This is a genomic window from Niveispirillum fermenti (assembly GCF_048066175.1).
Taxonomy (GTDB): domain Bacteria; phylum Pseudomonadota; class Alphaproteobacteria; order Azospirillales; family Azospirillaceae; genus Niveispirillum; species Niveispirillum fermenti.
In genome coordinates, this window is the sequence record NZ_JBLTXA010000010.1 from 170,703 (window position 1) to 196,040 (window position 25,338).

The following is a 25,338-nucleotide window of genomic DNA, read 5'->3' on the forward strand; positions in this document are numbered from 1 at the left end:
TCATGCATAATGACCGCTGGTGTCCGCGCCGACTGGCGCGGCAGCGGTATGCGTTACCAGACGACCCCAGTGCGGTTCTCGCCGGGCCGCCTGACCGTGGGGTGCGATGTCGACAAGCCGCCATCGACGGCGATGGCCTGGCCATGGATATAGCTGGCGGCATCGGACACCAGGAATAGGGCGGCCTCGGCCACCTCCCCGGCCTCGCCGCCGCGCAGCAGCGGGTTCAACTGGCCGATCCTGTCGAGCTTGCCACTGGCACGCGCGCGGTCATAGGCGGGCTTGGTCATGCCCGTTTCGATCAGGCCGGGGCAGACGGCATTGATCCGCACGCCGGTTCCCGCCAGCTGCTGGGCGGCGGTCTGCACCAGATTGATGACGCCGGCCTTGGAGGCGGAATAATGCGCCGGTCCTGCACCGGAACGCAGTCCGGCCACCGACGCGGTGCAAAGAATGGCACCTCCGCCGGTCCGGGCGATGCGTGGTGCGGCGTGTTTGACGGCCAGGAATGGGCCGATCAGGTTCACGCGCAATGTCTCCAGCCAGATATCGGGCGTGGCGTCGAAGAAGCCGCCAGCGGCCCCGCCGGTGATGCCGGCATTGGCATGGAAAATGTCCAGGCGGCCGAACGCGCCCTCGGCCCGGTCCAGCAGGGCCAGCATGTCGGGTTCCGACCCGGCATCCCCCGTCACCGCCAGCGCTTCGCCCCCCTCAGTGCGGATGGCCTGCGCGGTATCATTCACGGCGTCAGCGCGGTCGAAGGCGACGATCTTCGCCCCGGCGCGAGCGAAACGCAGGGCCGATGCCGGATGCGGCACCGGTGACGATGGCGACCTTGCCGTCCAGTTGGCCGCTCATATCGTCACCCCGCCATCGACGATCACCATCTGCCCGGTCATCCATGTGGCGGCCGGCGATGACAGGAACACGGCCGCCCCGGCAATGTCGCGCGGTTCACCAAGACGGCGCATCGGCGTGCGGCTGGCGGTGGCGTCATGCACACGCTGATCCTCCCACAGGGCGCGGGCGAAATCGGTCTTCACCACGCCGGGGGCGATGGCGTTGACGCGGATATTATGCTTGCCATTCTCCACCGCGTAATTGCGCACCAGCTGGAAATCCGCGGCCTTGGAGATGTTGTAGCCGCCGATCGTGTCCGATCCCTTCAGCCCGCCGATGGAGGAGATGACGACAATCGCCCCATCCTTCTTTGCGCGCATGTCGGGCAGGGCCAACTGGATCAGCCAATGGTTGGCCAGGACGTTATTGTCCAGGATCTTCCGGAACTGTTCGTCCGAAATGCCGTCCATCGACCCGTAATAGGGATTGCTGGCCGCATTGCAGACCAGGATGTCGATGGGGCCAAGCTGTTCACGCGCGCTGACGAACATCTCCTCCAGCGCCGATTTGGACGAGATGCTGGCGGCCAGCGCAATGGCGGTGCCCGCACCGTGGCGGGCATTGATCGCCGCCGCCACCTCTTCACAGGCATCCTGCTTGCGGCTGGAGATCACCACCTTGGCGCCCTGTGCAGCCAGTTCCTCGGCGATGGCGCGGCCGATGCCGCGCGAGGAACCCGTGATGATGGCGGTCTTGCCGCCCAGATCGAACAATGACATGTGGATTTCCTTCCCGTTGGTTATTCAGGCGCCGGCCTGTTCGGCGAAGCGCCAGGCCTGTTCGGCCAGCGGGCGCACGCGGGCGGCCGTCTTCTCCGCCTCTGCATTGGAGGCATTGCCATCAATGACCCGCTTCCTGATGCCTTGGACGATCCCGACCAGGCGGAACAGCCCATAGGCGAAGTACCAGTTGAGGTCCGGCATCGAGCTCCGCCCGGTGCGGGTGCAGTACCGCTCCGTCAACTCATCCAGGCCGGGAATGGCCAGGGCGGCCAGATCGACCCCGCCTAACTGGGCCAGCCGGTCGCCGCGCGGCATGGCCCAATTCATCGCCAGATAGGCGAAATCGGCCAGCGGGTCGCCCAGGGTTGACAATTCCCAGTCCAGGACGGCCAGCACGCGGGGCGCATCCTTGGCGAAGATCAGATTGTCGATGCGATAATCGCCATGGATGATGGCAGTCCGCTCCTGCGCGGGCCGGGTGCGGGGCAGCCACTCGATCAGCCGTTCCACCGCAGGGATGTCGTCGGTCTGGGCGGCCCGATACTGTTTGGTCCAGCGCCCGACCTGTCGTTCGAAGTAATTGCCGGCCGCCCCATAATCGCCCAGGCCCACCCGGTCGGGCTGGATCATGTGCAGGTCGGCCAGCGCGTCGACAGTGGCGTGATAGATCGCCCGTCGTTCCTCCCGTGCCGCATCGGGCAGGGTGGCGTCCCAGAAGGTGCGGCCATTCACGCATTCCATGACATAGAACGGCGCGCCGATCACGTCCGCATCCTCGCAAAGGGCAAACGGACGCGCGACGGGAAAGCCGGTCGGATGCAGGGCGGCGATCAGGCGATATTCCCGATCCACGGCATGGGCCGATGGCAGGATGGTGCCGAAAGGCTTGCGTCGCAGCACATATTCCCCCTCGCCATCGGATAGGCGATAGGTGGGATTGGACTGGCCGCCGGCGAATTTCGCCATTTCCCGCAATGTGCCGAAGCCCGCGACATGCTGTTGCAGCCAGGTTCCGAGTCGAGCCCGCTGCTCTTCACCATCCATGTCCGCGGGCACCCTGTCCGGCTGCCTTTGTTGTTCGCCGGTGGTGGTCACCTGGCCCCTCCCTTGGTTTTGTCGATACCTTATGTTTCAAACTCTATAAATATCAACGAAAAATGCCATACCCAAAATTCTAATTAGCGCACCACTCGTTTGAATCCTCTTAATTGTTGGACGGCTTGCCATGGTTGGGCATAAGAGGCGGATGGAACAGCAGGACAGCATGGAGCCGCCCGTCGCGCGCAAGCCGCGCAGCCGGCACAAGTTCGAGCAGAAGCGGGAGGAGATCCTCAGCGCGGCCACCGATTTCATGAACAGCCAGGGGGCCAAGGGCACGACCCTGCTGGAGGTGGCGCGCGCGGTCGATCTGAACACGACCAGCATCACCTATTATTTCCGGCGCAAGGAGCTGCTGGCGGCGGCGGTGTTCGAGCGCACGATGGACCGGCTGCACGCCATGGTGCGCGCGGCGGGGGCTGAGCCTGACCCCAGGTCACGGGTGCGCCGCTTCATCGATTTGAATGTCGCGCTGCGGTCCGATGTCATCCTTGGCAAGGCGCGTCCGCTGGCCAGCCTGTCCGACCTGCGTACGCTGGAGGACAATATCCGTCTGCCGCTGGAACGTCGCTTCCAGGAGGTATTCCGCGATGTCCGCGCCTTTTTCGAGGGGCCGGAGGCGGGGGTGGTCAAGGATGTGACGACGGCGCGGGCCCATATCCTGCTGGAGACGATCTTCTGGCTGCCGATCTGGATCAGCCATTATCCGCTGGATGAATTCGCGCGGGTGTCGCGGCGGCTGTTCGACATTCTGGACCGGGGGATCGCCCTGGACACGGCGGCCTGGACACCGGTGCTGCTGGCCGATGCCACCCCGACGGAGGAGGCATTGGCGGCAGAGGGGGGGACGGAGAATTTCATGCGCGTCGCCACCCGGCTGATCAACGAGATCGGTTATCGCGGTGCCTCGGTTCTGCGCATTGTCGAGGAATTGAAGGTCACCAAGGGCAGCTTCTATCACCATCTGGATGCCAAGGATGATCTGGTGCTGGAGTGCTTCCGCCGCTCCTACCGCCGTGTCGCCCAGATCCAGGGTGCCGCCAACGAGCAGGGCGGGGATGAGTGGCAGCGCCTGTCGTCGGTGATCGCCACCCTGCTGGATATCCAGTTCGACGCGCAATGGCCCCTGACCCGCACCTCGGCGCTGCAGGCCCTGCCGTTCAATCTGCGGGCGGAAGTGGTCGATCGCTCGAACCGCACGGCGGTGCGCTTCGCCGGGTGCCTGATCGAAGGCGCCATGGAGGGCAGCATCAGGGTGGTCGATCCCATGATCGCCAGTCAGATGATTATCGCCACGCTGAACTCCGCCTTTGACCTGCGCAAATGGGCTTCGCGCCTGAACCGCCGCGATGCGATCGGCATCTATGCCTCGACCGTGCTGGGCGGCCTGTTCGATCCGGGGATCGGTCCGGTTATGCGCCTGGACGGCGAGGGGCAGGGTGCCGGGGCGCCAGCGGCCGATGGATCGCGCAGCCGCTGGCTGGGCTGGCGGGAATAGGGGCTGGGGCTTGAGACATGGCTGGAATTGTCGGGTCCCGGTGCCTGCCGGGGCGTTGCGGTCCCATGCCGGCCTTCAACGGTTCCGGGATGTCAAACTTGCTTGTTTGAAGATATAGAATTTTTTATATTATTGATTTTATTTGATAAATTTTTATAATCATAAAATCGGTTGAGATTGCCTGAAATTGCCCCCTATGATGCGGAAAACATCAGGGGGGCTGGGTATGTGCAATCCGGAAGGGGCCGGCATCGCCGCACTGGCAAATTTACACTACGGGTCAGGCTGGTTGCGGGTCGATCAGTCCTTGATCGATGCCTTTGCCGCCGTTACCGGCGATCATCAATTCATCCATGTCGATCCGGCGCGGGCATCGTAAACCCCGTTCGGCGGCACCATCGCCCATGGCTTTCTGCTGCTGTCGCTGCTGCCACAACTGCATGCCACATCCCACCGGCCCGTGATCCCGGCGCTGACCATGGCCATCAATTACGGCTTTGACCGCATCCGCTTCATCACGCCGGTCCGGGCGGGCAGCCTGGTGCGCGCCCTGTTCACCGTGACGGAACTGGCGGAGAAGCGACCGGGGGAGTGGCAGCAGGCGCTGGATGTCGAAATGATCGCCAAAGGTGCCGACCGGCCTGTGCTGTGCGCGCGCTGGCTCAGCCGGATGGTGCTGGCCTCAGGTCCGCAGGCATGAGCCGCCGGACGGGGTCATACCGACGGTTAAAATGTTTGGCCGTCGGTTCGGTGCCGACTGGCACCGCGCCGCTCGTGCGGCGTAGCCGAAGCCCACGGATGTGGGCGCTGGCGATTGAAGGGCTTGAAAGATTGACTATCGGTCAATCTTTCAAGGCGACGGTATCAGGTCCGCCCCGGCATCCGCATCAGGCTTTCCTGGGTGACGGTTGCTACCAGCCTTCCGGCGGTTGTGAAGAAATGCCCCCGGCTCAGGCCGCGCGCACCACCCGCCCAGGGACTGTCGGTTTCAAACAGCAGCCAGTCATCCATATCCGGCGTGTCGTGGAACCAGATGGCGTGGTCCAGGCTGGCGCTTTGCACACCGGGTGTGAAGGGGCGCACGCCATGGGGCAGCATGGCATTGCGCAGCAGCATGATGTCGGACGCATAGGCCAGCAACCCGCGCTGCAGGGCCCCGTCGGCACCGACAGGATGGCGCATGCGCATCCACCAGGCCGATTGCGGCGGCTGCGGTTGCGCACCGAACAGCGCGTCTGGATCGATGGGCACGATCGCCATCGGTCGCCCGTCCAGCCGTTCCGTCAACAGGCGGCCGCGTTCATCGGCGGTGGCGCGCCAGGCGGCCAACCGTTCAACGGCCTGTTCCGGGACCATCATGGTACGCATGGCAATCTGATGGCTGCGACCGCTCTCCCCCCGATGGAAGCCGGCCAGCATGACCAGGATGGGCTGCCCCTCCTGCCGGGCAATCACCTGCCGGTTGGCGAAGCTGCGTCCCGCGACAAGATCGGTGACCTGATAATGCACTGGCTTGCCGGGATCGCCCGCCCGCAGGAAACAGGCGTGCAGGCTGTGGGCCAGCTTGCCCTGATCCTCCGCCAGACTGGCGGCCATCAGCGCCTGGGCGATGGTCTGCCCGCCGAAGATCCGGCTCGCGAATCCTTCGAAATGCGTCCCCTGATAGGTGTCTGTCGCGATTGGAGCCGGCTCGACCAACGACCGGACACGGGTCCCCCATTCATTTTGCATCATGGTACCTGTCCAGTTCATGTGATGATGTGAAAATATTTAATGGATAAGTGCAATGTCAAACAGAGATATTAAAAAAATCATTGGAGCTGTCAATTTCAGAGATATTGGCGGGATTATTTGTAATGGTTCTTCAGTTGTTGGCTTTGGTAAGATATTCAGGTCCGACAGGCTGTCTCTTCTGAACGAAGATGATCTTTCGATCCTGGATGGTCTGTGCTTGCGCGCGATCTTCGATCTGCGGTCCCGGCGGGAGCGGGAGGCCGATCCGACATGCTGGACCGGCGTCGGCGTGGAGACCCATGTCTTCCGGCCGGGGCACAAGCGCCGTCTGGTGGATATGGCTGCTGACTATCCCGCGACTATGGTGGGGGCGCAGACGCTGATGCTGGATTTCTACGCTGAGCTGCCGCGCACCATGGGACATGTCTTTGGTGAGATTTTGCGGCGCATCGCCGACGGGGCCTTTCCCTGCATCATTCATTGCTCGGCCGGCAAGGACCGCACCGGCATGGCGGTGGCCCTGCTGCTGTCGGCGCTGGACTGTGACCGCTCAGCCATCCTGATCGACTACGCCGCCTCGTCCCACGCGCGCCGGCTGGAAGGCGCGATGGTGCGCAGCATGGCCCGGGACCCGTCCGTAGCCCGCTTCCGGGAACAGTATCCGGCCGACGCTCTGGCGGTGATGACGGAGGCGCGGCCGGAATATCTCGTCGCGGCACTGGATGCCATCGACCGGGAATATGGCTCGATGAATGCCTATCTGGCCGGCATCGGCATCGACGAACCGCTGATCGCGCGCCTGCGCGCCCAGCTTCTGGAACCAATGGAAAAGGGGAGGGAATGATGAAGGCGTTGCTGTCAAAGACGGTGGGTGGGCCGGACAGCCTGGTGCTGGCCGACCGGCCGGTACCGGTGCCCGGCAAGGGTGAATTGCTGGTACGGGTCCTGGCCTGCGCCATCAACTATCCCGATGTGCTGATCATCGAGGACAAGTACCAGCTCAAGCCCGAGCGGCCCTTTGCGCCCGGCAGTGAGATCTGTGGTGAGGTCGCGGGCGTCGGCGAGGGGGTGGAGGGCTGGACGCCCGGTGACCGGGTGATCGCGGTGACCGGCTATGGCGGCCTTGCCGAATATATGCTGCTGCCCGCGGCCAAGGCCTTTGCCCTGCCGCCGGACCGTGACCCGGTGCAGGGTGCCGCGCTGCTGATGACCTATGGCACGACCATCCATGCGCTGGCGGATCGCGGGGCGTTGCAGAAGGGCGAAACCCTGCTGGTGCTGGGCGCTGCCGGTGGAGTCGGTCTGGCTGCGGTGGAGATCGGCAAGGCGCTGGGCGCGCGTGTCGTGGCTGCAATCTCCTCGCCTGAAAAGGCGCAGGCGGCGCGGGACGCGGGGGCCGACGAGACCCTGATCTATGGCAGGGCCCCGTTCGACAAGGCGGCATCGAAGCAATTGGCGCAGGCCTTCAAGGATGCTGTCGGGCCCGACGGCGCCCATGTCATCTATGATCCCGTCGGGGGCGATTACTGTGATCCGGCCTTGCGCGCCATCGCCTGGGAAGGGCGCTATCTGGTGGTGGGATTTCCCGCCGGCATCCCGCATCTGCCGCTGAACCTGACCCTGCTGAAAAGCTGCGACGTGCGGGGCGTGTTCTGGGGCGGCTTCGCCGCGCGCTTCCCCGACCGCAACCGGGCGCATGTGGCCCAGCTTTTCCGCTGGTGGCAGGACGGCAAAATCAACCCGCGCATCGACCGGACCTGGCCTTTGGCAGAGGCTGGCGAGGCCATAAGCTGGCTGGCTGACCGTCGGGCAGTGGGCAAGGTTGTCGTCGAGGTGGCGTGACCGGATACAACCAAGCCGGATGATTGAATCCACCCCGGCCCCATGCTAGTCAGCAGCAGGGGATCGGGGGCACCGGGACGGATGACAAACGCCAGCAAAGCGGCCAGTTCGGGAGCAAGGGTGCGGCACAGCGCGACGGACCGCCGGCAGCAGATGATCGATGCCGCGGACCAGATCGTCAACCGCGACCGCTCTCCCGACCTGTCGCTGCGCGAGGTGGCGGACATGGTGGGGGCCAGCCGCGCCCTGGTCTATGCCTATTTCCCCGACAAGCTCCGTCTGCTGGATGCGGTGCTGCAGCAGCATGTCGACCGGCTGCTGGCCGATGGAATTGTGCAGGCGGCCAGCCGGGGGGCGCTGGTGGAGCGGGCCTGCGCCGTCTCCCGCCTTTATCTGCGCCATGTCGCCCAATATGGGGCGGCCCTGGAACTGGTGGTTCGCGATGAACCGCTGGCCCGACAATTGGAAGGGGCGGCGTCGCGCCTGCGCGGGCGGCTCTATCGGGCGCTGGCGCGGGCCGCACGCCTGGACCTGCATATGCCGGCGCATGAGGCGGTGGCCCTGGTGCAACTGCTGGCCGTGATTCCGGAGGAAGCGGGCAAGCATGTCCGCATGCAGGTTCTGACGGTACCGGAGGCCGAGGCGCTCAGTGATCGGCTGATGGGCGCCGCGATCGCCGCGCAGGTGCCGCGACCGGGGAGCGGTCGGCCGGGTTGAGCAATGCCTCCGCCGGGGTGGCGAGCAGCGATCCGCCGGCATTGCTGCGCATGCCGGCCAGGATGATGGCCAGGCTCAGCCGCGTCGCCACGCCATGGTCAATCCGCCGCGTGGCCAGCATGGCACCGGCCCGCAGGGCGATGGCCGACAGGATGGCATTCGCCCCCTCCGCTTCGGCTTCCGACATGCCGTAGCGGGCGCGCATGGAGGCCAGGACCGGGGCGCGGGCCTGCCGGCGCAGCTCTGCCCGCTCCTCACTCAACGCCATTTTGATCTCCCGCACCCGCAGCAATGCCTGCAACAGCGGCCCGCGTGTCTCCGCCTCTTCCAGATAAAAGATGGTGGAGAGCACGACGGAGGTGACCGGATCGTCGCCCCGCGAGATGACGCCGCGCCGCGTCTGCTCGATGGCGGCCAGTTCGCGGCGGGTCAGTGCGATCAGCAGGTCGATACGCTTGCCGAAGCAGTTATGGGCCTGCGCCTCGGAGATATCCACCTCACGCGCGATGCGGTTCAGGCTGACCTCGTTGACGCCCTCCATCGTGGCGACGCGGGCGGCGGCGTCCAGCAGCTGTTCGCGCCGCTCCTCGATGGTCAGGCGGGTGCGGCTCCGCCGGTTCTGTCGCGGCCCGCCCAGCAGCACCGTCTCCCCCGCATCCAGGGGGGCGGCGGGCAGGGCGGGGCGGTGACGGGCCCGTTCGTCCGGCGGCAGGTGCCAGTAATTGCGGCCCGGCCTTGGAATGGCCAGCCGGTCACACAGCTTGGCCAGACCGTTCGCCGTCAGGCCGACATCGGTGGCCACGGCGGCAAGGGGCGCGCCCCACACAAGGTCCATCAATTCCGCCCGTGTCATCGGCTGATCTTTGCTGCGTTGCCAGGGGGCACTCTTGTCATGAAAGCCCCGGTCCAGGCAAGCCGGCAGATGACCGCCGGCTTTGTTTGTGCCCGTGTCAGGGGTCGATTCGGCTGAAAAGCAGTGGATTTATGCCGAAATATCATTGATTGTGCTGGATTGATCCTTCACTAATAGTGTGTTGATCAATTCTGGCCCGACATCGGGGCCGTCGACCATCCAAAAATACGGGAAGGGCAGTGAATGCTGCGAACACGATTCACGCAGGCGTTCGGGATCGACCACCCGATCGTCATGGGGGGAATGCAATGGGTCGGGCGGGCACCGCTGGTGGCGGCCGTTGCCAATGCCGGCGCGCTGGGCTTCCTGACCGCGCTGACACAGTCCAGCCCGGAAGATCTGGCACGGGAGATCGGGCGGGTCCGCGATCTGACGGACAAGCCGTTCGGGGTGAATCTGACCATCCTGCCGACCATGCGCCCGCCGCCTTATCAGGAATACCGCCGAGCCATCATCGAATCCGGGGTGACGATTGTTGAGACGGCCGGTCATCGGCCACAGGAACATGTCGATGACCTGAAGGCGGCCGGCGTGCGCGTCATCCATAAATGCACCGCCGTCCGTCATGCGCTGGTCGCTGAAAGGATGGGCGTGGATGCCATTTCCATCGACGGGTTCGAATGTGCGGGCCATCCGGGCGAAGATGATATTCCCGGCCTGGTTCTGATCCCGGCGGCAGCCGACAAGCTGAAAATTCCGATGATCGCCAGCGGCGGGTTCGCGGATGGGCGCGGCCTGCTGGCCGCACTGGCCCTGGGTGCCGACGGCATCAATATGGGCACACGGTTCCTGGCGACCCGGGAATGCGCCATCCATGAAAATGTGAAGCAGAAGATCCTAGCCAGCGACGAGCGCGATACGAACCTGATCTTCCGCAAGCTGAAGAATACGGCGCGCGTGGGCCGTAACCCGGTATCAGATGAGGTGGTGGCGATCCTTTCCCGCCCCGACGCCACGTTCGAGGATGTGGCGCATCTGGTGGCGGGCCAGCGCGGCCGGGCCGTGATGGAACAGGGTGACCTGACGGCCGGCCTCTACTGGGCGGGTCAGGCGCAGGGGCTGATCCATGATATTCCCAGTGTCGGCGAGCTGGTGACCCGCATTGTCGGTGAGGCGCGATCACTGCTGGAGGGTCGCCTTGCTGGCCTGTTCGGCGCGGCAAGCGGGGTGGCGTCATGAAGGCCGCCTTCGATACACCGGTCGGGCGCGGGGAGGACGGGCAATTGTCCGGCCCCTGGCGGGGGCCACGGCAGATGCTGGATGCCCAATCCTATGATGGACGCGCCTCCATCCATGATGACGCGACGGCGCGCACGCTGGGCTTCAAGGCCGGCACCATCGAGGGACCGACCCACTTCAGCCAGTTCGATCCGTTGTGCCATGCGCTATGGGGCGACCGCTGGTTTCAGACCGGTTGCATCTCCGCCCATTACCGCAATCCGGTATTCGAGGGGGAGGAGGTCCGGGCCCTGCTGACGCCGGATGGGGACGATATCGCCCGGATCCGCATGGAAAAGCGTGATGGCACTGAAGTGCTGGCGGGCACGGTTTCCATTGGTCTCACACCACCGGCCAGCGCCCTGGAAGCACGGATGGCGCAGCTGCGTCCCCCGGAAAACCCCGTGATCCTGCGCGATGTCACCATCGGCATGCGCACCGGCCGGCTAGCGGTGTCGATGGCGGCCGACCAGCATATGGGCGAACTGTACCCGTTCACCCTGGCCGACAAGCTGCGCCGGATCACCGAACCCTCGCCGCTTTATGACCGGATCGTGCCGTTCGAGATGCTGAGCGTGCTGATGAACCATATCGCGCGTGAACAGCCATTTCCTGCGCGAGGTCCCTGCGTCGGCCTGTTCGCCGATCAGGAAATCCGGTTGCTGGCGGGCCCGGTTCGCGTGGGAGAAGCCTATGAGCTTGATCGCGAGATCGTGGCACTCAGCGGCAGCCGCAAGACCGAGAGCATGTGGGTGCGGACCCGCCTTTACCAGGCGGGCACCGACATGCCGGTGGCGGAAATGCTGCTGAATACCGCCAGCCTCAAATCCTCCTATGCCGCCTATGAGCGGGAATTCCAGGACCTTTATGGAGCCGCGGCCCATGACTGACTTCCATACCCTTGATTATCGCGTCGAGGATGGCATCGCCATCGCCACCTTCTCCCGCCCCGACAAGATGAACACGTTCGGGCTGGCCATGATGCAGGACCTGCTGGACCTGTTCGACCGGACCGACGCCGATGATGATGTGCGTGCCGTCATCATCACCGGTTCCGGCCGCGCCTTCTGTGCGGGCGCCGATCTGGGCCGGGGCGGGGAGACGTTCAATTACAAGCCCGGCGGCCGGGCTGGGGATATCGATGTCGATGGCGTGCGCCGCGACGGGGGCGGGCGGGTGACGCTGCGCATGTTCCGCAGCCTGAAGCCGCTGATCGGGGCCATCAACGGGGCGGCCGTGGGGATCGGGGCCACCATGCTGTTGCCCATGGATGTGCGCATCGCCTCGGCCGAGGCGCGCTTCGGCTTTGTCTTCGCCCAGCGCGGCATCACGCCGGAGGCTTGTTCAAGCTGGTTCCTGCCGCGACTGGTGGGCGTGCCAAAAGCTCTGGAGTGGGTCTATAGCGGTCGGGTCTTCGGTGCGGAAGAGGCGTTGGCGGCGGGATTGGTGCAGGCCGTACACGCCCCGGATGCGCTGCTGTCGGCGGCCCTGGCCCATGCCAGGATGTTGACGGCGAAATCCGCCCCGGTTTCCGTGGCGCTCAGCCGTCAGTTGATCTGGCAGAATCTGGGCGCTCCACACCCGATGATGGCCCATCGCGTCGACAGCCGGTCCTTGCAATCGCGCGGTCGCAGCGCCGATGTCCGCGAAGGGGTGGGGGCCTTCCTGGAAAAGCGGCCGGCCCTGTTCCCCGACCGGGTATCGACGGACATGCCCAGCTTCTTCCCCTGGGCAGAGGAGCCGCCCTTTATTTAAGGCGGCGTATCGGACCAGTCGGGAGCCGCCTGCGTCCGGGCCAGGAATTCGGCCCGGCGCAGGCGCGGTTCCCGTACCCCGAAGACCAGCAGGACCAGCGCGATGGCCAGGAAGGCCAGCGCCGTTGCGAACAGGGGCATATAGCCGGCCAGGGCGGCGATGACCCCGCCCAGCAGCGGGCCGATGGCGGCAACCGCCCCTTCCAGGGTGGTGGATAGGCCCAGACGCATCGCCGCTTCCTTGCGGGCGCCGAATTCCAGCACCATGGTCTGCTGGCTCATCAGATAGCCGGCGGACGCCGCACCCAGGCCGCAGAAGCACAGATAGGCGGCCCACGAAGCCTCCACACTCATCAGCAGGATGATCGCCGCCATCCAGATCAGGATGGAGCCGATCAAGGTGGCGCGATAGCCGGTGCGGTCGCCCATATAGCCCCAGAGCAGGTTGGCCAGCGTATCGGCACCCAGATAGCAGAAGGCCAGGCTGCCGATGACCTTTCCATCCATGCCCATGCGCTGCCCGGCATAGAGGATGAAGAAGGGCGACGCGATGCGGGCCAGCACGCAGAACGCCTCCGCCACCAGGAAATGCCGGTAGTCGCTGTCGGCCAGCAGGTCGGGGAACTGGCGCAGCCGGTCGATGAAGCGGGTGGGCAGACGCGGCACCGGCGCGCTGGGCTCCCGCAGCAGCTTTGTCAGGATCACCAGACCGGCACTGGTCAGCACGAAGGTCAGGAAGAAGGTGGTGGCATAGCCGTTGCCCAGGGCGTTGCGCTCGATCAGCCAATGACCGGCAGCATAGGACAGCAGTGCCGCAATGATGCCGCCTGTGAAATTGCGCCAGGCCTGCAATCGGCCCCGGCGGTCCACGGGAATGACCTTGGCCATCAGCAGTTGGAAGGCCACGCGCTGTGCGCCGGTGAACAGGCCAAGCAGGAACAGGCAGGCGAGCGTCAGGGAGAGCAGCGCCCAGCCATCCAGGAACCAGCCGGTCACGGCCAGCGCCAGGATCACGGCGCGCATGGCGGTACCGGTGCGCATGGCGTGCGGCAGGATCAGCGGTTGGCGTTCCAGGCGCGAGGCGCTGAAGATGGGTGAGAACACCATGCCCAGTTGCAGCAGGGCCGCCCCGCTGCCCACCAGCGCATCCGATCCCGTCAGCTGGTGGATATAGGCGGGGATGAAGGTCGGGGCGTAGATCAGCCGGAAACCCGTCTGTCCCAGCATGCCGTAGAACAGGTTGGCACGATAGTTCCGGCCCAGATTGGCGGTGACGAAATCGGTGTCCTGTTCCTGTTGATTGGTGGGGTTGGCATGCATGGCGCCGCCACCGTCGTCATGTTTTGCGACCTTGGTTCCATCAGCCCTGACACGCATCACCGCTCCACCTTCCGCACGCTGGATTGCCCCTGGCGGGGTCGTGAACACCTATCAGATTCGAATTGACAAGCAAACTAATAGATGGAAGCTTTCGATAGCCATTGTGAATGGCGGAATGATGGGAGGAAGCGACATGACCTATGCAAATGGCCGTATTATCAACGATGCGGACTCGCATACGATGGAAACGCAGGATTGGCTCACCCCCTATTTGGAGGGTGAGTTCAAGGAGAGATACACGGGTGTCTATTCCAAGCGTGAGGGTGGAGAGCGCATCACCAAGATGATCGATCTGGCCGTGGCGCGGAAAAACGACCCGGAGGCGCGCGCCAAGGCGGCGGCCAATATCATCGGCGGCGACAAGGGCTGGCTGGGCTATGGCGGCTTCGACAAGGAGGAGCGGGTGGAGGCACTGGACTGGCTGGGTTTTGCCAGCCAGTTGATCTTCCCGACTTTCGGGCTGGCCGCCATCAGCCGGGCGCAGTCGCAGGAGCAGGCCTATGCTGCCGCCCGCGCCCTGAACCTGGCGCAGATTGATTTCTGCAACGCCGACAAGCGCATGATCGCCGTGGCCTATACACCCCTGGACAATCCCGCGCGTGCGCTGGATGAGGTCCGTTTCGCCCATGCCAAGGGGGCGGGCGCGGTCATGTTCTCCGCCTCGCCGGCGGGCGACCGTTCACCGGGGCATCCGGACTACGACCCGTTCTGGAAATATCTGGAGGATAATCGCATCCCCTTCATGCTGCATATCGGGCCCGGCACGCGCAAGCCGCCGGAAGCCTATATGAATAATGGCCGGGCGCGGGCGGCCGACCTGCATGGTGGTGGTGAGAATCTGCGCTTCCCGGATTTCATGACCCTGTGGTACGCGCCGCAGGAGTTCCTGACGGCCCTGGTCTATGACGGGGTGCTGGAGCGGTTCCCGGGTCTGCGCGGCGGCGTGCTGGAATGTGGTGCCGGCTGGGTGCCGGAATTCCTGCGCATGCTTGATCATGGCTATGAAAGCTTCAAGAAGAGCGACGTGTACCTGCAGGCCATGAAGGAAAAGCCGTCGGATCAGATCCGCCGCTCCGTGCGCTTCACGCCGTTCCCCAAGGAAGATGTGGGCCGCATGATCCGGGATGCCGGGCCGGAACTGTTCCTGTTCTCCAGCGACTATCCCCATCCGGAGGGTACGCGTGATCCGATCGCCCTGTTCGAGGCGTCGCTGGGCGACCTGGACGAGGCGGCGAAGGACATGTTCTATCGCACGAACTACGATCACATGATGTATCGGGTTTCCACGCCCGCAGCAGTGGCGGCGGAATAATCATCGCGTCCGGTGCAGTGAAGGATGGCCCGCTTCGGCGGGCCATTTTTGTCTCTGCGGTATGGTGCGGTCTGGCGGGCGTTCTTCGCCCTCCTGTCGAATGATGGTGCGAGGCCGATCAGAGTGGGGCGCCGAATTATGCCGCACTGCTCAATCCTGCGGGTTTCAGCCAGAGAGCCTGGGGTGGCAGGCTTGGGCGAGGGGTTTTTCGCGTTTCGGCATGCGCTTCGGATGGGCGCGTCAAAATAATTTGAAATTTGGGTATGTTAAAGTTGACTTCCTCACCAATGATGGCATGGTGATCTTAACCGCACTTGACCAACTTGTGCGGAATAAGGGAGGAAGAAACGATGATCCGCGGATGTTTGCGGTTTCTCATGGCATCGACATGTCTGGTCCATGCCGGGTCCGCCCTGGCGCAGGGCGCGCCGCTGGCCGGTACCGGTGACGATCTCTTGGCAGAAATCATTGTCACGGCGCAGCGCCGGTCAGAGGCGCTTCAGGATGTGCCCATCGCCGTTTCGGCTTTCTCCGAAGAAGCGTTGAAAGCCGCCCGTCTGGACAGTGCTGCCAACCTGGCGCTTCAGGTGCCGAACCTGAACTACAGCCAGCAGCTCTATGGCTCCAGCAATTTTCAAATCCGCGGTATCGGCTATACGCTGGTGACCACGGCCGGCGACCAGGGTGTGGGTGTGGCGGAGAATTATGCTCCCATCGACCGCGCCCGCATCACCGATGCCGAGTTCTATGATGTCGAACGGGTGGAGGTGCTGCGCGGTCCACAAGGCACGCTTTATGGACGCAATGCGACCGGTGGCGTCATCAACATCATCACCAATAAGCCGGAGCTTGGTACCAATGGCGGCAGCCTGACCGGTGAATATGGCAATTACGACATGGTGCGTCTGAAGGGCGCGCTGAACCTGTCACCGGACGAAAAGGTCGGCTTTCGCGTCGCCGGCTTCTATGTGGACCGTGACGGCACCATGGAAAATGTCCATACCGGCAACAAGATCGATGAGCGTTCCCTGTGGAGCACGCGCACCTCGCTACGGGTGGAGCCGACGGAGACGTTCCGCGTCACCGGCATCTGGGAGCATTTCTCCGAGAATGACAGCCGTTACGGTGTCCGGCAGGCCTGTATCAACGATCCGGGGCCGGCCTCCGTGGGTGGTGTTACCATCAACAGCCCCGTGGCCCGCGCTTTCCTGTCCGAAGGCTGCACCCAGGCCAGCATCTATGCCGCCGGTGCGCTGCGCGGCACCAACAATTCCGGCGCTACCCTGTCCGGTCAGTTGGCGACACTGACGGGCTATATCAGTGGGGACGTGAATGCCGGGGTCGTCCAGCCGGATGACCTGCGCAAGATGGCGATGAGCATCGATCCCACCAATGATGTGAACAGCGACAATTATCAGCTCTCCCTGGAATGGGATCTGAATGAGGAACTGTCGCTGTCCTCCATCACCAATCACAATCTCGACAAGACCATCCAGAGCAATGGCCTGCCGCAGGCGACGACGCCGTTCAATGTGCGGCCACTGACCCCTGGCAGCGTATTCGATGATCCGCAGATCGGCCCGTCGCAATTCCTGACGGCCAACAATTACAATGTCCTGCGCCAGAAGCAGTGGAGCCAGGAATTCCGGCTGCAATCGGACTATGGCGGCATGGTCGATTTCAATCTGGGCGCATTCTACTACAAGGCCAAGCGGCATAATGATATCTACTTCTTCGCCAATGGCCAGACGCTCTATGTGAAGACGGCGGTGCCGACGGCCTATGTCGATCCGGGCCGGACGCCCGACGAGACCGGCCACAATTACTATCTCAGCCATTCACGCTACCAACTGACCTCCAAGGCCGGGTTCGGTGAGCTGTATGTACGTCCGTCGGAAGAGTTCCAGATCACGCTGGGCACCCGCTACACCCATGACGTCAAGGAACAGCCACAGACGCCGCTGGCGCTGTTGACGTCGGGCCGGGGGCTGACCACCGGGGTGCTGCAGGAGGCGCGTTTCAAGGAATGGACGGGCCGGGCCATCGCCGAATGGAACCCGACGAAGGACAATATGCTCTATGCCAGCTATTCGCGCGGCTATAAGGGCGGTGGTTTCAATGCCCCCACCACCGGCGACCCCAATTCCGCCTTCGCACCGGAAACGGTGGATGCGTTCGAGGTGGGGTCGAAGAACACCTTCATGGGCCGGCGCCTGACGGTGAACTCGAACGGCTTCTATTACAAATATAACGACTACCAGTATTCGGTTTCCGAAGGCCTGACCACAGTCACCAAGAACATCAACACAACACTCTATGGGCTGGAGCTGGAATCGATCTTCTACCCGCTGCGTGAACTAGGGCTCTATTTTAATGCCGGCTATCTGAAGACCAAGGTCAATAGGGGCCCGAACAACCGGTCAGTCGATCCCTACAACATCACCGGTGGTGATCCGACGCTGGTCGCGCTGAAGAACACTTCGATTGCCTGCGTCGGTCCGGCGGCTGGTGTCGCCCGGTTGATTTCGGCGATCAATGCAGGTCTGGTGCCGGCATCCGCCCTGGTGGGTGCCTGCCCGACGGCGGCGGCCCCCAATGGCGCCTTCGCCACCAACTTCGGATTGCCGACCAGTTTCGGTGTGGTGTCGGACATTACCGGCAATTCGCTGCCGACCTCGCCGAAATGGACCATCTCCTTCGGCGCCCAGTATGATTTTGAGCTGATGCCCGACTGGACGCTGAGCCCGCGCGCTGATTTCCACTATCAGGGCTCGGTCTTCGGCGACATCTACAACAACCAGGATAATAAGGCGAAGGGCTGGAGCAACGTCAACGCGACGCTGACCCTGTCCAACCCGACGGCGCAGGTGACGATCCAGGCCTGGGCGAAGAACCTGTTCAACAAGGATGCGATCACCTCGGTGGGCGTCAACAGTGCCTCGCTGGGCCTGACGCGCCGGCTCTATCTGCTGGAGCCCCGGACCTTCGGCATCAGTGTGACCAAGGAGTTCTGATCGTCGGCCGGCGGGGGCCACTCCCGCCGGCGCGTTGCGACCGGGCCTGTCCCTTGGCGGGCAGGCCCCGTCCATCAATCGGAAGAATGTTGCCATGGCTTTGCAGATGGATGATAGCGCGGTCCCCCAGGCCCGACCGATGACGGTGAAGGGGGCGATGGCACCGGCACTGACGGCGCGGACACGCCTTGCCTATGCCGCAGGCGCCGTCGCCAGCGGCGTCAAGAACGTCTCCTTTTCCGCCTATCTCATGTTCTTCTACAATCAAGTGCTGGGGATTCCGGCGGGCATCGTCTCGGCGGCGCTGGCGGCGACTCTGCTGATGGATGCGCTGATCGACCCGTTCCTGGGCCGGCTGTCCGATGTGACGCGCAGCCGCTGGGGCCGGCGCCATCCCTTCATCTATGCGGCCCTGATCCCCACGCCCATCTTCTTCCTGATGGTCTGGACGCCGCCGGCTGACCTAACGGGTGGCCAGGCGGGGCTGTGGGTCTTCCTCACCGCCATGGTCACGCGCGTGTCCATCAGCGCGTTTGAGATCTGCACCCAGGCGATGACGGCGGAACTGACCGATGATTACCGGGAGCGTACACGGCTGTTCTCGCTGCGCTATTGGTTCCTTTATATCGGTCAATATGGGTTCAGTGCCGCCGCGCTGCTGGTCTTCTTCACACCGACGCCGGAATTTCCGCGCGGGCAATTGAACCCCGACAGCTATAGCGGCTTCGCTATTCTGGGGTCGGTAATGATCTTCATGGCGATCCTGGTCTGCGGGCTGGGCACCCATGATCGCATCCCGTTCCTGCGTCAGGCGGACAAGGCGGATGGCGCCGGCGGAATGGGACGCCATTTCAAGGAGATGGCGAGCGCGTTTCGCAACCGCGCCTTTCTCTCCATCCTGGGTTTCGGCATCTTCAAATTCACGGCCATCGGGCTTTACGCGGCCAGCGCGCTCTATTTCAACACCTACCTGTTCGGGCTGGATGCCTCGCAGATCGCGGTGCTCACCATCGACAGCGTGGTGGCCGCCACCATAGCAGCACCACTGGCACCGGTGATGTCGCAATGGCTGGGCAAGCGGACCAGTTCGCTGCTCTTCGCCATTCTCGGTGTCGCCATCGGCCTGTCACCGCTGCTGCTGGCCTATCTCGGCCTGTTCTATGCGCCCGGCGATCCGCTGCTGCTGCCGACCCTGTTTGTCATCGGGGCCATCTATGGGGCAATGGTGGCGATCTCGCTGATCAACACCTCTTCCATGCTGGCCGATGTGGTGGAGGACAGTGCGGTCGCCACCGGTCGGCACGACGCCGGCACCTTCTTTGCAGCTGCCAGCTTCATGCAGCAATGTTCCACGGCGCTGGGCCTGGTGGTCAGTGGCCTGATCCTGACCTGGTCAGACTTTCCCGCCAAGGTCGACCCCGCGCAGGTGACGCCCGCGATGATCGACGGTCTGGCGGTCCATTACATGGTCTCGTCCTTCGGACTGTGGCTTATCGGCAGCGCCTTCCTGGCCTTTTACCCGATCACGCGGGAGCGTCATGAACGCAACGTGGAAATCCTGAAGGCCCGCACGGCACAGGCGCGGGCCCAGGAAGCCGACAATTTCTCCGGTGGTCCCATCCGCTGAGCGGATGACGGAAACCGTGCCTTCAAGGAGAGCGATATGAGCGGTGAAAACCGGGTGACGCGCCGGCACGCCCTTGGTGTGGGCGCTGCGGGGGTTGGGTTGGTGCTGGCCGGGCGTGCAGGGGCGCTGCCGCCGATGTTTCCCGTCGTGGAAACAGCGCAGGGCAAGCTTCGTGGCCTGCTGTCGGGCGGGGTGGCCGTGTTCAAGGGCATCCGTTATGCGGCCTCTACGCAAAGCCGCAACCGGTTCATGCCGCCGGCCCCGCCGCCGACCTGGACCGGGATCCAGGATGCGCTCGCCTATGGCGATGTCTGTCCGCAGGTGCCAGCCGACCGCCGGCATGATTATGCCGACCTGATCTCCATGGATCTGCAGCCCAGCGGTCCCAGTGAGGATTGCCTGCGCGTCAATGTCTGGACACCGTCGATAGACGCACAGGCGAAGAAGCCGGTGATCGTGGTGCTGCATGGCGGCGGCTTCTATGCCGGATCTGGCAATTCCACCGGCATGGATGGGGAGATGATGGCCCGTTTCGCCGGCACGGTGGTGGTTTCCGTCACCCACCGGCTGGGCGCTTTCGGCTATCTCCATTTGTCCGGTACTGCCGGTGGCGGGGGCGATTTCGCGGATTCCGGTGCTGCCGGCATGCTGGATATCGTCGCCGCCTTGCGCTGGGTGCGGGAGAATATCGCCCAGTTCGGCGGCGACCCGGCCCGCGTCCTGGTGTTCGGGCAGTCCGGCGGCGGGGCCAAGACCAGCATGCTGCTGGGCATGCCTGCCGCCAAGGGGCTGTTCCACCGCGCCGGGGTGATGAGCGGGTCGATGATGCGTGCCGTGGAGCGCGAGGCTGCCGACAAGGCAACGATGCGTTTGCTGAAGGCGCTGGATATTGCACCGTGCGACCTTCGCCGTCTTCAGGACCTGCCCTTCACCGCTCTTCTTCAGGCCCAGGCCCTGGTGGAAGCCGAAGATCGGGCACGGGGAGAGGCACCGATGGCACTCGCCCCGGTGGTGGGCGGGGAGGCGATCCCTGCCCACCCGTTCGACCCGACCGCGCCGGCCATCTCGCATGATGTGCCGATGATCATTTCTACCGTGCTGGATGAACGGACCTTCCGCATGGTGGAGTTCGGTCTGACCGATGCCGAGCTTCTGGCTTTCGCCCGCAAGCGCGTGGGCGAAAAGGCGGATGACATTCTGGCGCTTTACCGGGAGGAAACGCCCGGCGCGTCGTCCTTCATCCTGAAGGCGCGGCTGGAGACCGATCTCAGTTTCCGCCGTTTCGCCTTTCAGCAGGCCGAGCGCAAGGCGGCGGCCGGCGGCGCGCCGGTCTGGACCTATCTATGGAACTGGGCCAGCCCGGCCACCGATGGGCGCTATGGCGCCGTTCACGGTGTCGATGTGGCGCCCAGCCTTCACAATGTGCGCGGTGCCCTGACCGGGACCGACCGGGCCAGCCGCCAGATGGCAGACCGGTTGGCGTCGGCCTGGGCCAGTTTCGCCGCAAATGGCGATCCCAACAATGAACGCCTGCCACAATGGGGTGCCTATGGGCCCGACCGTCGCCTGACGCTTGTTCTGGACAATGAGACGGAGGTGGTCGCCGATCCCCGCGCCCGCGTGCGGGAATTGCTGAAGGACGTGCCGTCCGGCGGCGTCTTCGGTTGATGACCGTGTCTTCGAGGAAGCGAACGAACGACATGAAGATCCTGGTGCCCGTGAAGCGGGTGATTGATTTCAATGTGAAGCCCCGGATCAAGCCGGACGGGACGGGCGTCGATCTGACGAACGCCAAGATGAGCATGAACCCGTTTGATGAGATCGCGGTGGAGGAGGCCGTCCGGCTAAAGGAAAAGGGCATCGCCACCGAGATCATCGTGGTGTCGGTCGGTCCCGCCAAGGCGCAGGAGACATTGCGCACGGCCCTGGCCATGGGTGCGGATCGCGCCATCCTGGTCCAGACTGACGAGGAGGTGGAACCCCTGAGCGTTGCCCGGCTTCTGGTAAAGCTGCAGGCCGAAGAGGGGGCGGATCTGATCATCCTGGGCAAACAGGCCATCGATGATGATTGCAACCAGACCGGTCAGATGCTGGCCGCCATGCTGGACCTGCCTCAGGCAACCTTCGCCAGCAGGGTTGCGGTGGCGAATGGAACGGTGACCGTGACGCGTGAGGTCGATGGCGGGCTGGAGACGGTGGCCCTGTCCCTGCCTGCCATCATCACCACCGACCTGCGCCTGAACGAGCCGCGCTATGCTGCGCTGCCCAGTATCATGAAGGCGAAATCGAAGCCGCTGGCCATACGCACATCCGCCGAACTCGGTGTCACCCTCCAGCAGCGGCTTCAACTGCTGAAGGTGGCGGAGCCGGCCCGGCGGGCGGCAGGGATGAAGGTTGCCGATGTTGATGAACTGGTGACGAAGCTGAAGGCGCTGGGGGTTTGACGATCATGAAGGTGCTTGTCTGGGTTGAGCATGAAGACGGGGCCATCAAGGATGCCACCCTGTCCGCCGTCACCGCCGCCGCACAGCTGGGTGGGGTTGATCTGCTGGTTGCCGGTCATGGCGTGGGTGAGGTCGCACTCGCGGCGGCCCGCATTGCCGGGGTGGGCAGGGTCCTGGTCGCCGACGATCCCGCGTTTGCCCATGGGCTGGCAGAAAATCTGGCGCCGCTGGTGGTCGCGTTGATGCAGGATCACGATGCCTTTGTGGCACCGGCCACCAGCCACGGCAAGAACATCGCACCACGGGTCGCGGCCCTGCTGGACGTCATGCAGGTCAGCGACATCCTGTCGGTGGAGGCACCCGACATCTTCACCCGGCCGATCTATGCCGGCAATGTCATCGCCACCGTTCGCGCGCTGGATGCGAAGAAGGTGATTACCGTGCGCGGTACCGCCTTCGCCAAGGCCCCGCGCGAAGGCGGGGCGGGGATCGTGGAGCCTGTCCAGGCCACGGGTGATCGGGGTCAGTCGCGCTTTGTCGGGGCGGAGATCGCCAAACTGGAACGGCCGGAACTGACCAGTGCCCGGATCATTGTTTCCGGCGGTCGCGCCCTGAAGGATGCGCCGACCTTTGCCGATCATATCATGCCGCTGGCCGATCGGCTGGGGGCGGCGGTAGGTGCCTCGCGTGCTGCGGTCGATGCCGGCTATGTGCCCAATGATTATCAGGTCGGGCAGACGGGTAAGATCGTGGCGCCGGACATCTACCTTGCCATCGGCATTTCCGGTGCCATCCAGCATCTGGCCGGCATGAAGGACAGCAAGACCATCATCGCCATCAACAAGGATGGGGATGCGCCGATCTTCCAGATTGCCGATATCGGCCTGGTTGGCGATCTGTTCAAGATCGTCCCCGAACTGACCGCGAAGCTCTAATCCTTCCGCCGCCCTGGAGAAGCCGATGACGGCGAAAACCGACGATACACGGGTCGATCTCTATGCCTATTACGCGCTGGCGATCCTGTTCCTGGTCTATGTGCTGAATTTCATCGACCGGCAGATCCTGGCGATCCTGGCTGATGACATAAAACGCGACCTGAACCTGACCGATGGCGATATCGGCTTTCTCTATGGCACGGCGTTCGGCGTGTTCTATGCGCTGTTCGGCATCCCCTTGGGCCGGCTGGCCGACAGTTGGCGCCGGGTCCGGCTGATGTCGCTGGGCCTGGCGCTCTGGTCGGCAATGACGGCCCTGTCGGGCTTCGCGCGGTCAGGATTGTCGCTGACCACGGCGCGCATCGGCGTGGGGATCGGGGAGGCGACGGCCAGCCCCGCCGCCTATTCCCTGATATCCGACTGGTTTCCCCGCCGCCTGCGGGCGACCGCACTGGCCATCTATTCGTCGGGTATCTATATCGGCGGTGGTCTGTCGCTGTTCATCGGCGGGCTGATCGTGGAGAAATGGAACGCGGCATATCCGGCCGGCAGCGGGCCGTTGGGGCTGGCGGGCTGGCAGGCGGCGTTCCTGGCTGTGGGCGTGCCGGGCCTGTTGCTGGCCATTCTGGTCGCCACGATGCGCGAGCCGTTGCGGGGCCAGTCGGAAGGCGTGACAGTGGCGCAGACCCCACCATCCGCCGATGGCTTCATGCAGGAACTGGTCAATACCATTCCCCCCTTCACCGTGATCGGGGCGGCACGGCGGGGGTGGCGGGCGTTGCTGGGCAATCTGGCCGCACTGCTGATCATCGCGTTTCTCGTGGCATTGCTGACCATCGGCTTGCAGGAGCCGCCGGCGCAATGGGCGTCGGTCGGCATCGGCCTCTATGCGGTCTATTCCTGGGCCAGTGCCCTGCGCGACCGCGATCCGACCACCTTCGCGCTTACCTTTGGCAACCGAGCCTTTGTCTGTGTGGTGGTTGCTTATGGGCTGAACGCCTTCATCAGCTATGCCGTTTCCGGCTTCGCCCCCAGCTATGCCCGCCGCACCTTCGGCCTGTCCGCCGACGAGGTTGGATTGCTGGTCGGGCTGCCGGCGGCGGTCGCCGGCTTTGTCGGGGTGACGCTGGGCGGCCGGGTGGCCGACTGGCTGCGCCAGCGCCATGCCGCTGGACGCATCATCGTCCTGCTGTTCGGTTCGATCGTACCGCCGATCTTCATCGTATCCGCCTTCACTACCGGCAGTCCGGCGGTGTTTTTCGTCATGAATGTGCTGATCGTCATGACTGCCAGCAGTGCCCTGGGCGCCGCAGCGGCAACGACCCAAGATCTGGTGCTGCCGCGCATGCGGGGTGGGGCGACGGCGATCTTCTTCGTCGGTACGACCTTGCTGGGTCTGGCCATGGGGCCCTATCTGGCCGGTCGCATCTCGCACCTGACGGGCGATCTTGCCGTGGGTCTGATGTCCCTGCTGGCATCGGTGCCGATCGCCTGCCTGGCAGGCTTCTTCGCGTGGCGCCTGGTGCCGGCGGCGGAAGCCCGCAAGAACGTGATCCTGGTCGATGAGAGTAAGTGAATTGTCAGCGATGAATGATCAGTCAGCGTCCCTGAAACGGCCGTTGATCGTGGGCATCGGCGGCACCACGCGCGCCGGCTCCTCCTGTGAAAGGCTGGTGGCGGCGGTTCTTGCCGCCGCTGCCGAACTGGGCGCGGACACAAGATTGTTCGACGGGGCCGCCTTAGCCGCCCTGCCGCACTACGCCCCCGACCATCCCGGCCGCACCCCGGGGCAACTCGCCCTGGTGGACGCCGTCCGGCAGGCGGATGGTATGGTGATCGGATCGCCCAGCTATCATGGCGGGGTGTCCGGCCTAGTGAAGAACGCCGTCGATCTGCTGGATGATCTGCGCATGGATGCCCGCACCTATCTGGACGGGCGGGCAGTGGGGCTGGTCGTGGTGGCGGCCGGCTGGCAGGCGGGTGGCGTGACCCTGACCGGCCTGCGCGGCACCATTCATGCCTTGCGGGGATGGCCGACGCCCTTGGGCATCTCGGTCAACAATATGGCGCAGAAGCCGTTTGATGCGGACGGAATGCTGGTGGATGCCGATATTCTGACGCAGGTAAAGGCGCAGGCGGTCCAGTTGATGCGGTTCGCCCGACCGGCGGCCTGAAATCACCGTCTATTTTGCTGCATGAAAGCGGGGGCCGTTTCCGGATGGGGCATCTG

At 64.2% G+C, this 25,338-nt stretch carries 21 protein-coding genes and 1 pseudogene; 16 read left to right on the plus strand and 6 right to left on the minus strand.

What is annotated here, in order from left to right:
• Nucleotides 1-53: 53 nt before the first annotated feature.
• The 3 genes from ACM9LZ_RS12875 to ACM9LZ_RS12885 are packed head-to-tail and all read right to left on the minus strand — an operon-like array spanning nt 54 to nt 2,717.
• On the minus strand, nt 54-818 hold the full coding sequence (locus ACM9LZ_RS12875; protein WP_416619877.1) for an SDR family NAD(P)-dependent oxidoreductase: 765 nt from the start codon (nt 816-818) through the stop codon (nt 54-56).
• Between the two features lie 36 nt (nt 819-854).
• Nucleotides 855-1,619, minus strand: a complete 765-nt coding sequence (locus ACM9LZ_RS12880) for an SDR family NAD(P)-dependent oxidoreductase (RefSeq protein ID WP_416619878.1) — start codon at nt 1,617-1,619, stop codon at nt 855-857.
• Between the two features lie 24 nt (nt 1,620-1,643).
• Nucleotides 1,644-2,717, minus strand: a complete 1,074-nt coding sequence (locus tag ACM9LZ_RS12885; protein WP_416619879.1) for a phosphotransferase family protein — start codon at nt 2,715-2,717, stop codon at nt 1,644-1,646.
• A gap of 130 nt (nt 2,718-2,847) precedes the next feature.
• Between ACM9LZ_RS12885 and ACM9LZ_RS12890 the strand changes: the two genes are divergently transcribed.
• Together ACM9LZ_RS12890 and ACM9LZ_RS12895 are read left to right on the plus strand one after the other, a co-directional pair.
• The gene (locus tag ACM9LZ_RS12890) at nt 2,848-4,218 is read left to right on the plus strand and encodes a TetR/AcrR family transcriptional regulator (RefSeq protein WP_416619880.1); all 1,371 of its coding nucleotides are present in this window, start codon (nt 2,848-2,850) and stop codon (nt 4,216-4,218) included.
• 226 nt (nt 4,219-4,444) lie between these two features.
• Nucleotides 4,445-4,918 (plus strand): annotated as a pseudogene (locus tag ACM9LZ_RS12895) (MaoC family dehydratase).
• A 164-nt stretch (nt 4,919-5,082) separates the two neighbouring features.
• On the opposite strand, the gene ACM9LZ_RS12900 reads toward ACM9LZ_RS12895, so the two are convergent.
• A complete protein-coding gene (locus tag ACM9LZ_RS12900) occupies nt 5,083-5,952 on the minus strand; it encodes an acyl-CoA thioesterase (RefSeq protein WP_416619881.1) in 870 nt (289 codons plus the stop codon).
• 52 nt (nt 5,953-6,004) lie between these two features.
• Between ACM9LZ_RS12900 and ACM9LZ_RS12905 the strand changes: the two genes are divergently transcribed.
• The 3 genes from ACM9LZ_RS12905 (at nt 6,005) to ACM9LZ_RS12915 (ending at nt 8,511) form a co-directional block, all read left to right on the plus strand.
• Nucleotides 6,005-6,796, plus strand: coding sequence for a tyrosine-protein phosphatase (locus ACM9LZ_RS12905; RefSeq protein WP_416619882.1), 792 nt, complete (start codon nt 6,005-6,007; stop codon nt 6,794-6,796).
• Nucleotides 6,793-7,794, plus strand: a complete 1,002-nt coding sequence (locus ACM9LZ_RS12910; RefSeq protein WP_416619883.1) for an NADPH:quinone oxidoreductase family protein — start codon at nt 6,793-6,795, stop codon at nt 7,792-7,794. Before ACM9LZ_RS12905 ends, ACM9LZ_RS12910 begins: the two co-directional genes overlap by 4 nt.
• 81 nt (nt 7,795-7,875) lie before the next feature.
• Nucleotides 7,876-8,511, plus strand: coding sequence for a TetR/AcrR family transcriptional regulator (locus tag ACM9LZ_RS12915; protein WP_416619884.1), 636 nt, complete (start codon nt 7,876-7,878; stop codon nt 8,509-8,511).
• On the opposite strand, the gene ACM9LZ_RS12920 is transcribed toward ACM9LZ_RS12915, so the two are convergent.
• Nucleotides 8,441-9,346 carry a TetR/AcrR family transcriptional regulator gene (locus ACM9LZ_RS12920; RefSeq protein WP_416619885.1) on the minus strand — a complete coding sequence of 302 codons (906 nt, stop codon included), beginning with the start codon at nt 9,344-9,346 and terminating at the stop codon, nt 8,441-8,443. The genes ACM9LZ_RS12915 and ACM9LZ_RS12920 overlap by 71 nt on opposite strands.
• Before the next feature lie 261 nt (nt 9,347-9,607).
• On the opposite strand from ACM9LZ_RS12920, the gene ACM9LZ_RS12925 reads away from it, so the two are divergent.
• Genes ACM9LZ_RS12925 through ACM9LZ_RS12935 form a run of 3 tightly spaced genes read left to right on the plus strand, consistent with a single transcriptional unit; the run spans nt 9,608 to nt 12,397 of the window.
• Nucleotides 9,608-10,603 carry an NAD(P)H-dependent flavin oxidoreductase gene (locus ACM9LZ_RS12925; protein WP_416619886.1) on the plus strand — a complete coding sequence of 332 codons (996 nt, stop codon included), beginning with the start codon at nt 9,608-9,610 and terminating at the stop codon, nt 10,601-10,603.
• Complete coding sequence (locus tag ACM9LZ_RS12930; RefSeq protein ID WP_416619887.1) at nt 10,600-11,532, plus strand: hypothetical protein; 933 nt, start codon at nt 10,600-10,602, stop codon at nt 11,530-11,532. The genes ACM9LZ_RS12925 and ACM9LZ_RS12930 overlap by 4 nt, the downstream gene beginning before the upstream one ends.
• Nucleotides 11,525-12,397, plus strand: coding sequence for a crotonase/enoyl-CoA hydratase family protein (locus ACM9LZ_RS12935; RefSeq protein WP_416619888.1), 873 nt, complete (start codon nt 11,525-11,527; stop codon nt 12,395-12,397). The genes ACM9LZ_RS12930 and ACM9LZ_RS12935 overlap by 8 nt, the downstream gene beginning before the upstream one ends.
• On the opposite strand, the gene ACM9LZ_RS12940 is transcribed toward ACM9LZ_RS12935, so the two are convergent.
• Entirely contained in the window at nt 12,394-13,773 is a 1,380-nt protein-coding gene (locus ACM9LZ_RS12940) for an MFS transporter (RefSeq protein WP_416619889.1), read from the minus strand. The two genes, ACM9LZ_RS12935 and ACM9LZ_RS12940, sit on opposite strands and share 4 nt — an antisense overlap.
• A gap of 136 nt (nt 13,774-13,909) precedes the next feature.
• Here ACM9LZ_RS12940 and ACM9LZ_RS12945 point away from each other — a divergent pair, with 136 nt between their 5' ends.
• The 8 genes from ACM9LZ_RS12945 (at nt 13,910) to ACM9LZ_RS12980 (ending at nt 25,282) form a co-directional block, all read left to right on the plus strand.
• Complete coding sequence (locus ACM9LZ_RS12945; RefSeq protein ID WP_416619890.1) at nt 13,910-15,088, plus strand: amidohydrolase family protein; 1,179 nt, start codon at nt 13,910-13,912, stop codon at nt 15,086-15,088.
• A gap of 377 nt (nt 15,089-15,465) precedes the next feature.
• Nucleotides 15,466-18,102: a TonB-dependent receptor gene (locus tag ACM9LZ_RS12950; RefSeq protein WP_416619891.1), complete on the plus strand. Its 2,637-nt coding sequence runs from the start codon at nt 15,466-15,468 to the stop codon at nt 18,100-18,102.
• A gap of 94 nt (nt 18,103-18,196) precedes the next feature.
• Nucleotides 18,197-19,729 carry an MFS transporter gene (locus ACM9LZ_RS12955; RefSeq protein ID WP_416619892.1) on the plus strand — a complete coding sequence of 511 codons (1,533 nt, stop codon included), beginning with the start codon at nt 18,197-18,199 and terminating at the stop codon, nt 19,727-19,729.
• Between the two features lie 36 nt (nt 19,730-19,765).
• Entirely contained in the window at nt 19,766-21,397 is a 1,632-nt protein-coding gene (locus ACM9LZ_RS12960) for a carboxylesterase/lipase family protein (protein ID WP_416619893.1), read from the plus strand.
• Between the two features lie 32 nt (nt 21,398-21,429).
• Nucleotides 21,430-22,173, plus strand: a complete 744-nt coding sequence (locus ACM9LZ_RS12965) for an electron transfer flavoprotein subunit beta/FixA family protein (protein WP_416619894.1) — start codon at nt 21,430-21,432, stop codon at nt 22,171-22,173.
• Nucleotides 22,174-22,178: 5 nt separating this feature from the next.
• A complete protein-coding gene (locus tag ACM9LZ_RS12970; RefSeq protein WP_416619895.1) occupies nt 22,179-23,108 on the plus strand; it encodes an electron transfer flavoprotein subunit alpha/FixB family protein in 930 nt (309 codons plus the stop codon).
• A 25-nt stretch (nt 23,109-23,133) separates the two neighbouring features.
• Nucleotides 23,134-24,684, plus strand: coding sequence for a spinster family MFS transporter (locus ACM9LZ_RS12975; RefSeq protein WP_416619896.1), 1,551 nt, complete (start codon nt 23,134-23,136; stop codon nt 24,682-24,684).
• 10 nt (nt 24,685-24,694) lie between these two features.
• On the plus strand, nt 24,695-25,282 hold the full coding sequence (locus ACM9LZ_RS12980) for an NADPH-dependent FMN reductase (RefSeq protein ID WP_416619897.1): 588 nt from the start codon (nt 24,695-24,697) through the stop codon (nt 25,280-25,282).
• The last annotated feature ends 56 nt before the right edge of the window (nt 25,283-25,338 follow it).